At 56.1% G+C, this 14,936-nt stretch carries 10 protein-coding genes; 4 read left to right on the forward strand and 6 right to left on the reverse strand.

From position 1 onward, the window contains the following. Positions 1 to 29: 29 nt before the first annotated feature. The 3 genes from IPM50_10030 to IPM50_10040 all read right to left on the reverse strand — a co-directional run bounded on the left by IPM50_10030 (position 30) and on the right by IPM50_10040 (position 6,168). Complete coding sequence (locus tag IPM50_10030; GenBank protein QQS32013.1) at positions 30 to 3,284, reverse strand: TonB-dependent receptor; 3,255 nt, start codon at positions 3,282 to 3,284, stop codon at positions 30 to 32. 274 nt (positions 3,285 to 3,558) lie between these two features. Further along, the gene (ribA, locus tag IPM50_10035) at positions 3,559 to 4,212 is read right to left on the reverse strand and encodes a GTP cyclohydrolase II (GenBank protein QQS34500.1); all 654 of its coding nucleotides are present in this window, start codon (positions 4,210 to 4,212) and stop codon (positions 3,559 to 3,561) included. Positions 4,213 to 4,326: 114 nt separating this feature from the next. After that, entirely contained in the window at positions 4,327 to 6,168 is a 1,842-nt protein-coding gene (locus IPM50_10040) for an ABC transporter ATP-binding protein (GenBank protein QQS32014.1), read from the reverse strand. Positions 6,169 to 6,277: 109 nt separating this feature from the next. Here IPM50_10040 and IPM50_10045 point away from each other — a divergent pair, with 109 nt between their 5' ends. Both IPM50_10045 and IPM50_10050 read left to right on the forward strand, forming a co-directional pair. Then, on the forward strand, positions 6,278 to 6,844 hold the full coding sequence (locus IPM50_10045; GenBank protein QQS32015.1) for a NifU family protein: 567 nt from the start codon (positions 6,278 to 6,280) through the stop codon (positions 6,842 to 6,844). Positions 6,845 to 7,057: 213 nt separating this feature from the next. After that, positions 7,058 to 8,803, forward strand: a complete 1,746-nt coding sequence (locus tag IPM50_10050; GenBank protein QQS32016.1) for a GAF domain-containing protein — start codon at positions 7,058 to 7,060, stop codon at positions 8,801 to 8,803. A gap of 60 nt (positions 8,804 to 8,863) precedes the next feature. Here IPM50_10050 and IPM50_10055 read toward each other — a convergent pair whose 3' ends face one another. After that, the gene (locus IPM50_10055; GenBank protein QQS32017.1) at positions 8,864 to 9,373 is read right to left on the reverse strand and encodes a nuclear transport factor 2 family protein; all 510 of its coding nucleotides are present in this window, start codon (positions 9,371 to 9,373) and stop codon (positions 8,864 to 8,866) included. A gap of 291 nt (positions 9,374 to 9,664) precedes the next feature. Here IPM50_10055 and IPM50_10060 point away from each other — a divergent pair, with 291 nt between their 5' ends. Next, positions 9,665 to 11,650 carry a FecR domain-containing protein gene (locus IPM50_10060; GenBank protein ID QQS32018.1) on the forward strand — a complete coding sequence of 662 codons (1,986 nt, stop codon included), beginning with the start codon at positions 9,665 to 9,667 and terminating at the stop codon, positions 11,648 to 11,650. Positions 11,651 to 11,712: 62 nt separating this feature from the next. Here the strand turns inward: IPM50_10060 and IPM50_10065 are convergent, their stop codons facing one another. Further along, the gene (locus tag IPM50_10065) at positions 11,713 to 13,065 is read right to left on the reverse strand and encodes an insulinase family protein (GenBank protein QQS32019.1); all 1,353 of its coding nucleotides are present in this window, start codon (positions 13,063 to 13,065) and stop codon (positions 11,713 to 11,715) included. 4 nt (positions 13,066 to 13,069) lie between these two features. Then, positions 13,070 to 14,605 (reverse strand): insulinase family protein, encoded by a 1,536-nt coding sequence (locus tag IPM50_10070; GenBank protein ID QQS32020.1) that lies wholly within the window; start codon positions 14,603 to 14,605, stop codon positions 13,070 to 13,072. 84 nt (positions 14,606 to 14,689) lie between these two features. Between IPM50_10070 and IPM50_10075 the strand changes: the two genes are divergently transcribed. Next, entirely contained in the window at positions 14,690 to 14,914 is a 225-nt protein-coding gene (locus IPM50_10075) for a hypothetical protein (protein QQS32021.1), read from the forward strand. The last annotated feature ends 22 nt before the right edge of the window (positions 14,915 to 14,936 follow it).

The following is a 14,936-nucleotide window of genomic DNA, read 5'->3' on the forward strand; positions in this document are numbered from 1 at the left end:
GGGCCAAGAGAGTACCGTTTCTATTTCAATTAGAAGTAGAAGCGGAAACCGAAGCGAACATCACGCGGTCCCTGGAATTCATTTGCCAGGCCATACGTGTTGAGTGTGCGGCTCGCCAGAGCAGTATTCGGGCTGTTGATGTAATTCAGAACGAACTGGCGGATACCCGGGCCATTGAAAATGGTCTGGAATACTGCCGCTTCCGTGCCGCAGGTCGTACAACCGGCTGCCGCCGTGCTTAGCGTAGCAGCGGTAAAGTTCACCGAGCTAATGTTTGTCTGCACGCCGGTAACATTTTTTTCATCGAAGAGATTGCGGAAATCAACAAACGCTTCGAGCGTGTAGCGAGCATCACGACCAAATTTGTAACGGTGATTGATCGAAAGATCGGTCTCCGTAAACATTTCCGTACGGCCGAGGTCGCCGCGTCCGTTAAGGATCGTGGTGCCCAGGCTGTACAGGTTGTAGATGGTCGTGAGCGGCGTACCCGACTGGACCACAGTGAAGGCCGAAACTGACGTCCTGTGGATGTTGTTGTTCTTCCAGTCGAACGTGTAGCCGCCGTATGCCTTGAAGACATGCGGGCGATCCGTAGCGAGAAGTCCGTTGTCAGGATCTCCGTCCGCGGTAAAGCCGAGGGGCGGAAGGTCGAAGAAACGGTTCACGTTCGGGCTCGTACGTCCTGCTTCATCAGAGCTGGCCAGACCGGAGTAGTTTCCGAAGAGACGGCTCCAAGTGTAGCTGCCGCTGAAGAAGTATTTCGTAGCACGCCTGTCGAGGCGAACCTCGACCGCTTTGTAATCACGCTCTGCTTTCGGGCAGGGCAGATTTGCGGTTCGCGAAACTTCGCAAACGAGGCCGAAACCGGGGTTGCCGATGATGTAGGCTTCCGATCCCTGATCGTTGAATACGCCTACGTCCTCGATAGCACGGTCGATCTTCTTGTGGGTAAATCGGCCTGCGAGTACCGTCTGATTGCCGAGAGCACGCTCGACGCCGATGGTGTATTCGCTCTGGCGGGCGGCCTTGAGGTTCGGATCGATAGCACCCGTCTCAAAGATGTTTGCGCCCGCGAGGTTGGTCGCGATACGAAAATCGAACTGGCAGCGTGAAAGACCCGTCGGTGCAACGATCGGGCACTCTCCGCCGATAGGATCGGTGAACGATCCAAGGATGTTGGCACGCGTGTAGTTCGTGTAGGTCAGGCCCGTACCGTGGCCCGTGCCCATTTGAAAGACCTCAAAGAAATCACGACGGAAGAAATCACCGCCGAATGAACCGCGGGGCAGTTCATATTTGAAGCGGTCATAGAACCAGCCGTAGTTACCAAAGAGTTTCGTCTTGCCGTCACCGGTAAGGTCAAAAGCTACGCCGATACGCGGGCTGATCTTGTCGCCCCAGCCGAATTCGATAGCATTCGAACCGGTGGTACCGAAGTTCGGGACGATCTCTTTCTCAATACGGAGGCCCGGATTGATGGTCAGGCGGTTCGCGATGGTCCAGCTGTCCTGAACGAACAGTGCCTGGCTGTCGCTGCTTGCTTCACCGACAGTACCGAAACGGGTCATGAGGCCCGATCCTGAATTGCCCGGAGTGGCAGGAACACCCGCCAACGCGGTGATCGTTCGGTCATAGAACATCTGGATGATGCCCAGGTCCTTATAACCGCGATCCACCGTATTGAACAGCCTATTCATCTGATAACCAAATTTGAAGTTATGGCGACCGCCAAAGTTGATACCAACGGCACTTGCGTCGATATCGTAGGTTTCACGCGTCGAAACGTCGTAGTTGACCTGCGAGTTGCTGGCTACGTTCTGGAAGCCCTGGGTGCAGCCTGCCTGAGCGGGCGTGATCGGTCCGAGAGCACTACAGATGTAGCGGGTAACGCGAGGAATGAAATACGAGCTGAGCTTCTCATTGAGGAAGCTGCGGCCGACGCGTCCGTTGATGATCCAGTTGTTCGTGGGGTTCCACGTTCCCTGGAAGTTGAACGCGTTAGCATTCTGGCGTCCGCCCTGACGGCTCAGAAGTTCCGGGCCGGTAAGCGTGCCGATGCTGCCGCCGAAGTTAACGGACTGTGCTGCACCGCCGTAGCCTTCGGTCGTACCCGGAAGCAGGCCTTTCTGATAGACCGGATTCCAGAGGAACGTTCCAAAGAAACGGAGACGCTGCGTCGGCTGTGCATCGACGCGGACAAAGAAATCTTCCTGGACGACCTTGTTGCTGTAGGTGAGCTGATTGATCACCGCACGGCCGCTCGGGTTCGCTGTCGAGTTGCCCGAGATGGTGTTCGTGTAGTAGTCGATCACACGGGTCGTCTCAAAGATCTGCGGTGTGTAAGCAGCCGAAAACCACATCTTATCCTTAAAGATCGGGCCGCTGAAACGAGCGACAGGGAACCAATCAACGCCGCCGTCATTCGGGAGCGTCAGATAGGTCGTGTTGCCCGGTGTGTTCGAAACACCGCCTGCCGTGAAAGCGGAAAGGGCCGGCCTGCGGTCTGCCTGGAGCTTGCCCGGGCGTAACGACATTCCGAAATTTCCCTGCCACTGGTTGTTTCCGCCCGCGGTCACAACGTTGATAACGCCGCCTGTGGCGCCGCCGTATTCAGCTTCGTAGCCGGTGGATTTCACCTGTACTTCCTGGATGATCTCGAACGGAAGGTTGAAGTTCGTATCCAGAACGCCGGTACGGAAGTTGGTAACTTCCTGGCCGTCGATAATGAAAACGTTCTCAGATCCCGAAGCACCGTCGATCTGGAAACCGCCGCCGCGGGGTTCCGGGCGGACGTTCGGAGCAACCTTGAGAAGCGATGCGAAGGTAACGCCTGACGGCAGATCTTCGTAGAGCTTTTTGCCAATGTTGCTGTCGATCTTGGTATCCGTCGGGTCGACCGTCACGTTGCTATCGGCAATGACGTCAACGACGGTCTCGCCGCCGCCGACCGTCAGCTGAAAGTTAGCTGCGATGGTCGAATCGATCGAGACGGCAACGTCACGCTTTGCACCGGCAAAGCCTGAAGCGGCCACCGTGACCGAATAGGTGCCCGGAGGCACTTGGCCAAACTGAAAGTATCCGTTTCCGTCCGTAGTGGTCGTGCGGGTAAAGCCGGCGGTAGTACCGGTGCTCTTCGCCGTGACGGTAGCTCCCGTCACAACCGCGCCATTCGGGTCGGTAATGGTACCTTCAATGTTTCCCGAGGTCCTCTGGCCAAATGCAAATGCTGCGAAGCAAAGCATGAGCGAGAGAGCCCCGGTCATAAATTTGAAGTTTTTAGTCATTCTTTTATCTCCTAAAAGAGTGTAAGTCCTAACATTTTGTCGCCGCTTACGATGTCTCGTGACAGTGGGCGAACAGCGCAAAAGATTGCAGACATATTTTCGCAAATATCGAGCCACAATGCGGCGTTATTTGCGTGCATCTGCAAAGCATTGAGAATAAGGGGTTTAGGGGAGCGGGAGAGGCTGACTAGATGCTAGCACGTCGGAACCTGAGGGCAAAATAGGATGAATATTTGGAGTTTATTCAGATATCTGGATTTCGCCCTGCCGTATATTAGAGCAGCGAAAAGAGGTGTCCCATCTTTTCCTTCTTTGTTTTCAGATAGTTAACGGCAGGTTCCTTCGCTTCGATCTCGATGGGAACGCGCTCTACAAAGTTGAGCCCTGCGGCTTCGAGAGCGGCTATTTTGTCGGGGTTGTTCGAGATCACTCGGACCTTGCAGAGGCCCAGATCATAGAGAATTTCCGCACATTCGCGGTATTCGCGGGCGTCCGCCTTAAAGCCCAGGCGTTCGTTGGCTTCGATCGTGTCAGCACCTTCGTCCTGCAGTGCGTAGGCCCGGATCTTGTTGATTATACCGATGCCGCGGCCTTCCTGCTGCTGATAGACGACCGCTCCGCGGCCTTCTTCCTCGATCATTTCCATGGTGCGGCGAAGCTGCGGTCCGCAGTCGCACTTGATGGAGCCGAACACATCGCCGGTCAGGCACTGCGAATGAATGCGGACCAGCGTCGGCGTTTCGCGGTCCAATTTGCCTTTATACAGAACGACGTACTCTTCACCTGTGACGGCCGATCTGTAGCCCGCTATCCGAAATTCACCGATCTGCGTCGGCAGGCTCGCGTCGGCGACACGCTCGACAGTGGTCGGGCGTTTGTCTCCGTCAAGGTCATCGACGGCGTGGATTGTGGTCGAAGCGTCTGTCATCAAAAGGTCGAACATAAAAGTATAACTCTACCGGTATAAAATTAGAACCGTGTTTTTATTCGCCTGCTTCCAAATATCGGATTTAGCGGCGCCCATATAAATTTTCATACGAATTTACGCGGCTGCAGGTTCGAGCGGCGAAAGTGTTCCGCCTTCATCATTGTCCGAGTATTGCAGCTGATACAACCGCCAGTAGAGTCCGCGTTCGCGGAGTAGTTCGGCGTGGGTTCCCATCTCGCGGATCTCGCCGTGATGCAGAACGATGATGCGGGAACATTTTTGAATGGTGGAAAGACGATGTGCGACGACAAGCGACGTGCGTTCCGCCATCACGCGGGCGACGGCCCTCTGAATGAGTTGTTCGGTTTCCGTGTCGATGGAACTTGTCGCTTCGTCAAGGATCAGAATACGCGGGTCGAATGCCAGCGCGCGTGCGAACGACACCAGCTGCTTTTGTCCGACGGAAAGCCCGGCACCGCGTTCGCGCACAACCGCAGAATAGCCGCCGTCGAGCTTATTGATGAATTCATCTGCCCGCACCTCGCCTGCCGCCCATCGGACACGCTCGTCGGCGATGTCAGTATTCCCGAGCCGGATGTTGTCCTCAATTGAGCCGCTGAACAAAAAGACGTCCTGAAGCACGACCGCGAAATTTGACCGGAGCGACGGAAGGTCCCATTCGCGAATATCGACGCCGTCGATCAGAATGTTGCCCCTCTGAATGTCGTACAGCCGCATCAGCAGATTTGTAACGGTCGTTTTACCTGAGCCGGTGTGGCCGACGAGTGCTATACTTTCGCCGGGCTCGACCTTGAAGGACACATCTTTAAGTATCCAATCCTCGTCCTTGTATGCGAACCAGACGTTGCGAAATTCGATCCTGCCCGCCGTTCTGCCGCTGATGCGTGCAGTTTCCGGCGGCGTGATGAGGACTTCGCGGTCGAGCAGTTGGAAAATTCGATGAGCCGCTACGATCGCCGCCTGCAGCACATTGAACTTGTCGGAGAGGTCACGTATCGGCTGAAAAAGCTGCAGCGAATATTGTATAAATGCTGCCAAAATGCCGACCGTCAGAGCACTGCCGGCGGCCGAAATTCCGGCGACGTGATCAAAACCGTATGCGAAAATAATGGCCGCTATGCCGATGGCGCTGATCAGATCGACGAGCGGAAAAAAGACCGCGTAATAGAAGATGGTCTCGATATTCGCGTTGCGGTAATCATCATTGATCGCCCTGAATCGTCCGCGGGCACGGCCCTCAGCATTAAACAACTGCACGGTCTGAGCGCCGGAAATATACTCCTGCAAAAATGCATTGAGCCGGGCGTTGCGCGTCCTTACGCGGTCAAATCCGCGGCGTGCGTGTTTGCGGAACCAATTCGTTGCGGCGAACAGCAGCGGCACTGTTATGAGTGAAACGAGAGCGAGCCGCCAATCGAGCCAGAACATTATCCCGACGATGGCGAATATGATGACGAGATCGCCCAAAACATCTATCACGCCGGAGGTGAAAAGTTCGTTCAGCGAATCGACGTCGCTGGTCAGCCGCGTGATGATGCGGCCGACAGGATTGCTGTCGAAATACGCAAGTTCCTGCCGTTGGAGCTTTTCAAATATCTCCGAACGTATGTCCAGCATCACGCGCTGGCCGACGGCATTCAGCAGGACCTCCTGAACGTAAGAGAAAACGAACCGAAGCAGAAAGACGCCGAAAAATGCGAGAGCGAAAAGCCAAATGCCGTCGGTAACACGCGGCGTGATGTAATCATCGACCGCCATTTTCGTGAAATACGGCTGCGTGCTGATCAGAACATTTGTGAGAAATGTCAGCACCAAGGCTATGACCGCAGTAGGCCAATAACGCAGCAAATACCGCAGCAGACGGCGAGCGATCCGCAGATCGTACGTCTTGCCGATGGCTTCTTCTTCGTGGTAACCGGTGACCGCTTCGGACATCGTGAACAAAAGAGAATTCTAGACCTCACAAGTCCGAGCGGCAATGTTGACAAAAATGTAATGATTTGGTCTTCTAGTATTTCGCCCATTTTTGCGGGCAGGTAAAACGATGCCGAAGATCGCGGACATACAGGAAACGCCGAACCCGAATGCGGTTAAATTCATTCTGAAGGAACCCGTTTCATACGGGACATCGCATTCGTTCAAAACGGCCGATTCCGCAAAAGATGATAAGTTTGCGAACTCGATATTCGAGGTCGGCAACGTGGTTTCCGTCTTTTACATGGACAAAATGGTCACCGTGGAAAAGACCGACGATGCCGAATGGGACGAGATCCTGCCGGAACTTGCCGTACCTATACGTGCGGCTGACGCTGTGACCTCATCAAACGGAAATCGTGCAGCCGCCGCTGCTGTCGGCGGTGCGATCGCTGCCGCGGCATCAGACGACCCGGTTCTGGCAGAGATCAACGACCTGCTCGACGACCGCATTCGCCCATACCTTGCCAGCGACGGCGGTTGGCTCGAAGTTCTCGGCCTCGAGGACAACACGCTGCGTATCCGATACGAAGGAGCGTGCGGCAGCTGCCCCAGTTCTCTGACCGGAACGCTGATGGCCATCGAAAATATGATCCGCGAAGAGATACACCCCGACATCACGGTCATCGCGGTTTAGCCGCTTTTCCTCACTGCGTTCAACAAATTTTATTTTATTGATTCTCAAGTATTTCTTGACATTTCGGGACGTTATTGCCGATAATGAGGTTTGATGGCGCGGTGTGCCGATCGCAGCCATATCCACCGGGAATTTCCCTACAACGGATCCGCCGCCACTTTTTCTTGCCGACTTTTGTATTTTTGTCTCTAAATTTTACGGAGGACTTACTGAGTGAATAGCGAAGAACTCGAATTAAGCCTAAGGACGGAGTTTGAGAACTACCTTAAGGGCGTCCTGAATGAAATGAAGCAGGAAGCCCGGGAATTTCAGTCCAAGATCGAGGCTGAATTTGATAAACACCGTGCTCAGATCGACGAAGCTTTTGCCGCATTCTCTGCCCGAATGGACAGCGAAAGCCACTTTGACGAAGCATTTATCGGCTCGGTCAGCGAACACCTGCGGCTTGCCCGCGATGAAGGTGCAAAGATCACCGCGACCGCTTTTGCCGAGGCTGAGAAGCTGCAGGAAGAGACCGCTTCGGCTGTGAGCTTTGAGAATCTCCGCGATGCGATAGCCGATATCAGCACAAAAGATTCCCAGTCCTCCATTTTGAAAGCGCTGATCGACCACGTCGCTCAATTTGCTCCCCGCGGTGCGTTTTTCATCGTCAAGAATGAGCATTTCGTCGGATGGAAGGTCTTCGGTGCGGATGCTGATTCTGCAGAGGAATCGGTTCGCGAGATACATTTCCCGATCGTTGCGGATTCCGTATTGGGCGAAGCGATCCGTCAGGGCACGACGGTTGACAGCGCAGCCGGTGCACATCCCAGCGATGCGGCCTTTTTGGACCCGCTGGAATACGGCCGTCCGGACCGTATGTATGCGATCCCATTGGTCGCAAAAGGCAAAGGCGTTGCAGTGTTGTACGCTGATTATGGACAGGAAGGAGCTTTCCTGAACCGCGAGGCTCTCGAAACGCTCGTCCGCATCGCGGGAATGACCGTAGAACTCATTGCCGCCGGCACTGCTGTTCAGCGTGCGTATGACCCTCAGGCGGATCTCGATACGTCCCCGCACGAAGATCAGCCTCAGTATACCGATGTTGAGACGCATGAGGCCGGGCCTGCCGCTGAGACCGGATCTGAATATTCCGGCTTCGACCGGCCGTCACAAGTTGAGACCGTTTACGAAGAACCGGCCCCGGAGCCCGCAGCGGCAACCTCTTATTCCGAGGAGCCTGCTTACACCGAACAAGCCGGGGAAAGCCCTTTTGGAGAGGCTCAGGTGGAAACGCCGTTCACAACGGCATCCGAACAAGAGCAGGAAAAGGAACCGGCGTATTCTGCACAGCCGTTCGAGGATACGACCACAGCGTCGACAGAGTTTGATTCGTATCAGTTTGAAAGCGGAGCGGAAGAGTCTTCAAATGAAGGAGCGCCGTCAACTGAAGGAGCTATCGTTTACGATGCGCCGGTACCGTTCGAACCTTCAGCTCCGATCGGATCGCCGTTCGAAGCACCAGCCCACGAGTATGTTCCCGAACCCGAGCCGCAGCCCGAACCGGCAGTGGTACACGACGCGGCGCCCGCATATCAGCCGATGGGCGAACCTGCTGTCGAAACGGTCGCTCCGGGTGTTTCGTCGGTTCCGCGGTCACGGCTCAGTGATCGCAATGTTGACCTGCCGATCGAGGTTCCCGAAGAGGAAAGACGCCTGCACAATGACGCACGCCGTTTTGCCAGGCTGCTGGTTTCTGAGATAAAGCTCTACAACGAAAAGAAGGTGCTCGAAGGCCGCGATGCAAACGACCTTTATGACCGGTTGAAAGAGGCGATAGACCGTTCACGCGAGATGTACGACAAACGCGTACAGCCGCCGGTCGCCGCGAAATTTGACTATTTCCACTATGAACTCGTTAATGCGCTGGCGGACGGCGACCAAGGTCGGCTTGGTGCTTCCTATCCGGGCGGCCGGTAGAGTTCGGTTGTTCTTGAATTGGAACAGGCTGCCTTTCGGCAGCCTTTTTTAGTTATGGTTCTAGTTCTCGCGTTCCGAAGGGAAAACAGGCCGAGAGGCGTCAGGGCGATCTGGCGAGGTGTGCCGGTGGGTTATCTTCCATTCCTTGCCGACGAGTTTGTAGATCAGCGTCATACGGCCGGCGGCCGATTCGGGCTTGCCGTCATTTTCCTGCTGCTGCGTCCATTTGCACGATACGTAGGCGAAATTCTTGCCCAGCATCTCGACGCGAACTCCGGTCACCTCGAGCGTTACATTTGTTATCTTCGCATACGACGACTCGACGTTGCTCCGTACGTTCTCCCAGCCGATGGTGGCCGTGCCGTTGTTGTTGAAAATAAGCAGGCGGTCGCTCTTTTCGTACGACGACATCACCTTTTCAGCGTCAACCTGCCGGATGCCTTCGATCAGGCGGTCGAAAGCCTCGCGGACCTGCTTCGCCGGGTCCGGTGTGCCGCCGCCGGCCCGTTGGCCGTACGAAGTGAACGAAAGAGCAAACACCGTAAAAACAATAGCTGCGATCTTGATCATAAAATTCCTCTGAGAGCTTTCACGCCCTTCACACTTCTTGTGTTCCTAATCTATCAAATTTCGCCCATTTTCGGTGCGCACTATTTGGTGTTCGCTAGGGGAAGCCAATATACGATTTAGGCTATAAAAACTTATCGAAGACCAACAAAATGCGATATTTCGCGGTTTTTCATCATCAAAGATTGCGGTACGGCATTTGCACCTATACGGGTAGAACTGCCGGTCAGCGAAAAGTTGCCCTTTCGACCGGAACCGGCGGACAACGAAAAATTGGTAAGGCGAGGTTCTAAAATGACGAAAATCAGAACATATTTTTTGATCACGGCCGCGGTCATACTCGCGGCAGCGGGAGTGCGGGCCGAGGTTTACGGTCCCGTTGTTGACGATTATAGGCCGGATGTTGACGCAAAGGTCGCCAGGGCAAGTTTCATCAGCGGCGAGGCAAAGCTGAAGCGTGCCGAAAGCGACGTCTGGGAAGAGGTGACGCTGAATCTGCCGATCGTCGAGGGCGACGAGATAGCAACATCACAAGGCACGCGGCTGGAGATACAGTTTGACAACGAACGGCATATGCGGCTCGGCGAGAACTCGCTTGCCACCATAATGACGTTCCGCGAAGACGGCGTAGCTATCAGCCTGCTGCAGGGTTCGATGAACCTTCGCATAGCGCGTTTTGAGAGCGAAGGGCCGTATTTTGAGGTCGATGCGCCGCGGACGACCGTGGCTGTCCGCTCGGCCGGCAGTTATCGCATCGACGCACTGCCGGGCAGCAATGAGGTCATCGTCGCGACGACCGACGGCGGCGAGGCCCGAGTTTATTCCGAGACCGCAGGTTTCATTCTCCGCGACGGACGCCGGGCACGTATCTTTCTGGCAGGCTCATCCGCAGGCGAGTGGGAAACGGCCGTAGCGTCGAGATTCATTGACGATTTTGACCGCTGGGCGGCAGACCGTGACCGCAACATTGCTCAGAGCCTCCGCACGGCACATTACGGGCAGTATTACGACGACGACATCTATGGTGCCGACGATCTGACAGACTACGGCCAGTGGACCAACCTTTCGGGCTACGGCTATGTGTGGCAGCCCTATTCGACCTCGATCAGCCAATACAGCAACTGGTCGCCGTATCGTTACGGACATTGGCGTTGGATGAGTCCTTACGGTTGGGTTTGGGTAAATGACGAGCCTTGGGGCTGGGCCACGTACCATCACGGCCGCTGGTTCCACCACCGCGGGCGTTGGTACTGGTCACCGTACAGCTCGCACCGCACGGGCCGAAGCTGGTGGTATCCGGCATTGGTCGTGATGACGTATTACGGCAACAATCTTTGCTGGTATCCGCTGCCGTACCATTACTCGTTCTACAACTACAATTACTACTTCATTCGTACGGGCAGGATCCGCCACGGAGGGATCAAGAATCCGAAAGAGCCGCAGGCACCGAACTTGCCGCCGTGGACGCCTCCCGTCGCGGGAACTCTGCCGACAGACAAGGCAGGTGCCGGAATTGCCAGGAACCCGAGGACGGACGATATCGTTCCCACAACCGGCGTGGTGACAACGAATGCAGCGTCGTTCGGCATAAAGCAGCCGGCCGCACAGGCACCGCAGAATGTCGCTAAGGCTGTACTTTCCCGCTCGCCATCGGAGATCGTTCCGCCGCCACTGCCGACATTTGACGGTCAGCGTGCCGGCTCGCCGAGCAGCGTGATCAGGCAGCGTCCGCAGATCAGCGATGACGTGTTCACAAAACGCACCGGAGCGGCGCCGCGGACCGATATCAGGCCGCTCGATGCCGATCTGCAGAAAACGCGGATCCAAGGCGGGCGTACGCCTGCAACGACCGTGCAAACGCCGGGCATCGTTCCTCCGCGGACAGGTGCCGTCGACAGGCCGCGTAATCCTTCGCCGCCAACGGTAACGGCACCGGTGAAACAGCCGCCTGTGGTATCTACACCGCCCACGTCGCGGCAGCCCGTTCGGACGCAGCCGTCAGTACGCGACGATGCCCCGACCGTAAGGCCGCCCGTTCGAAGCGAGCCGCCGCCGGTTCGCACCCCGCCGCCCACGCAGCGTGAGCAGCCGACGGTAAGGACACCTCCGCCGGTGAGGACACCTCCGCCGACACGCAGCGAGCCTCCTCCGGTCCGCACGCCTCCGCCCACGCGGAGCAATCCGCCCGCGACCAAGGCTCCACCGCCAAAGCCGCGTGAGGAATCAAAACCCGCACCGCCGCCGGCAAGCCGCCCTAAGGCAAAAGAGGACAGCGAATAGAGGGGGCAATAAAATGAAAGAGCCGCCTGCAAATGCAGGCGGCCTTTTTCTATTGAGACGAATTATTGTCGGATGAATTTCGCCCGGTCGATCTTTTGCGGGTCGCCCACGACGACGAAGCGAATATTACGCATGTATTTCCTAGCGGCGTCGCGAACCTGAACAGGCGTTACACGCTGGACGCTTTCCACAAAGTTGAACGAATTTCGCCAGCCGCCGCCGATCAGTTCATAGATTGCGAGGTCGCGTGCCTGTGCGCCGTTGGTCTCTTGGCCGATCAGAAACGTCGTCAGAAAATGGCCGCCGACCGCTGATATCTCACGCGGATCGACAAGCGTCGTTTTCAGGTCCTCGATCTCGTCCAGCATCAGCGAGACAGCCTGATTCGCATCGACCGCAGTTACATAGATCGAGCCCGTATTTGCTGCCAGGCTTCCCATGTCGGCATTGGGAGCATAGGAAAGATTGCGTTTTACACGCACTTCTTCAAAGACGCGTTCGCGGAGAAGGTTGGTCGCGACGCGCATCGCGGCGAAATCCGGATCGCTGGGCGACGGTGCGGCATAGAGGCCGTTCACATAGTTCGTAGGAAGGTCGCGCCGCTGGATGTCGAGCGTCGGCTTTTCAAAGTCGAGTTTTGGGACGGGCGGCAGCTGAAAATTGCCCTTTGGAAGTTTGCCGAACGAGGCCGAAACGGCTGATCTGACGCTGTTCGGTTCGAGATCGCCGACGATCACAAGCAGCATTCGCGAAGTTTCCATCAGCTTGGCGTGATATGCGCGCAGGTCCTCTGCCTTATATCGGCTGATGCTTTCGATGGTGCCGTTCGGGTCGCTGCCGTAAGCTGACGGGAATAGTATTGTCCTGTCTGTCAGGCCCTGCAATTGACTGTCGGGATCGTCATCGCGGCCCTGCAGGCCGGACAGTATCTTTGACCGCGTCAGATCGACATCACGCGGGTCGAACGCGGGATTCAGAGCAATGTCCGTGAAAATATCCCAATTCCGCTCAAAATGTTCTCGTGTGGACGCAAGCGCCATCAGGCTGTAATCGTAGTTGGAACCCGCACTTATCGTGCTGCCTGTGCCCGCCAGGTCTCGGCGCAGAACGGCTCGCGGATATTTCCGGCTGCCCTCTGCCGCGACGGTGAGTGTAAAGCTCTCAAGCCCTGCACTGTCTTTCGGCAGGACGCGTGTTCCGCCGCGAAAGAACAACCCTGCCGCGACGGTCATGCTGCCCGGACGGCGTTTGAAGAGCACCTTGAGGCCGTTAACTTCAAATTCGGTAACGAGCGACTGCTGATCGGAGATCGCCACGCGTGCCGGCTGTGCCGCCGCGAACGAGGCCAGAAAAAGCACAAGGACGCCTGCCCAAGCGGTACTGAATTGAAAACGTGAAATTGAGTTTCTGTGCATTATCTTATTTTCCGATCAGGTCGGCGGCGGTCAGGCCTGCTTGTCTTTGTGCGTCCGAAGAGATGAGTGCGACGGTGATGTGCGGCTTTCCTTTGATATAGGTGCGGACGTATCGGTTGATGTCGGCACGAGTGGTCGCCCGCAGCATCTGATGATAGCCGCGGAAATATTCGATGCCGGTCGAGCTCCACCAAAAGCTGAGCGTGTGCGCGTATTCGCTGAGCTTTTCGCGTTCGAAAAGGTCGCGCGATTCCAGGATGGTCTTGGCGTTCGAAAGCTCAGTATCGGTGTAGTAATTCGCTTGGTCGAACGCCGCAACCTCAGCATACGCAGCATTTAAGGCAGCTTTTGCTTTGTCCGGCGTGGTCACGAGCGTCAGGACGATCGGCCCGACGTTTCGCTGAGTGTAATAGCCGATCTCAGCCCCGACGGCGAGCCCCGAATCGACCAAATTCCGCTGAAAACGCGAATCGGGCTGAGTCAATATATACGAGAAAACGTCAGCCGCATATGTTGCTTCGTCGTCCTTGCCGATCGACGGGCCGTGCCAGCCGATCTGCATCAGGACGTTCTGGACGGGCTGTTCGACGATGTAGCCGGCGCTCTTTTCGATCGCCGGATGCTCGACCATCGGAAATTCGTCAAACGGGTTGCGTTCACGCTTTTTCCAGTCGCCGAACATCTGTTCGACGAGGCGAAAGACCTCTTCCGGTTCCGCATCGCCGGTTACGACGACGGCCGAATTATTCGGAACGTAATAGCGTTCCTGTATTAGCCGCATTTTCTCGACGGTTGCACCGGAAACGGTCTCGCGTGAGCCAAGCGGATTCTTTCGCGACGGGTATTTGTAAAACAGCCGCTCCATCAACTCGCGGTTCAGATAAAAGAACGGGTTCGATTCATTGCGGTCTATCTCGCCAATGACCACCTCTTTCTCGCGGGCAAGCTCTTCTTCGTCAAAGACCGGGAATCGGGCGCTGTCGCGCATAAAGCGCAGAGCGGTCTCGAGATGTTTGCTCGAGGTCGAAAAGTAGTAGTAAACGACCTCTTCGCGCGTCGCGCCGTTGTACGAAATGCCGAGTTGGCCGATGGTGTCCAGATAGCTGACATCGCCGATGGCGTTTCGCATATCAAAGATCGGATTGCATATCTGGCGTCCGTAATCCGACAGCGGGCCTTCGCGTGCCGACATCTGACAGCGGACGAGCAGGCCTGCGGCGTTCGGTTTGAAGATCATGTGCTCGTACAGGTGCGAAAGGCCGTTAAGTTCCGGCGGCTCCGTAAAAGAGCCGTTGCGAACGGCAAGTTCGACCGTTACAAGAGGCACGCCTTTGTCCGGATAAACAATGACCTCGAGGCCGTTCGCCAGCTTTTTGTTGACAAACGGGACCTTGAACGCCTGCTGCGGTGCGGCCGCCGCTGCTGTTTGCGTTGCAGGACGGGCCGGACGTGTGGTCCTCGTCGTCGGCTGCCCTGTCGCGTCAAACGTGCCGACGGCGAGCATCGCCGCCATTATTAGAAAGATGAATGGTCTTTTCACTTAAATTAACTCCAGTCGCTGTGATCCGGTGGGCATTTGGCGAGCCGAGCGGATAAAATAATCTAACATACGGAGGCCATAACAATGGAACGAGACAATTTGATGCACGGCGCACGCACAGCGTTGAATCGAGATATGGAAATTCGCGAGTGGGCGGAGAATTATCTGAAAGAAAAAACGCGCGCCGGAATGCCGGAAAAGACCGACGAAGAGTTCGAAACCTACTGGAAATACCACAAACCGGAGATAATGCACGCCGGCGCCGCCGAGGCAATGGCCGCGTATCGCGAAGCGCGCCGGGGAGACTAGGAGACGAGAGACGAGAGACGGG

Source organism: Acidobacteriota bacterium (assembly GCA_016700075.1).
GTDB lineage: Bacteria > Acidobacteriota > Blastocatellia > Pyrinomonadales > Pyrinomonadaceae > OLB17.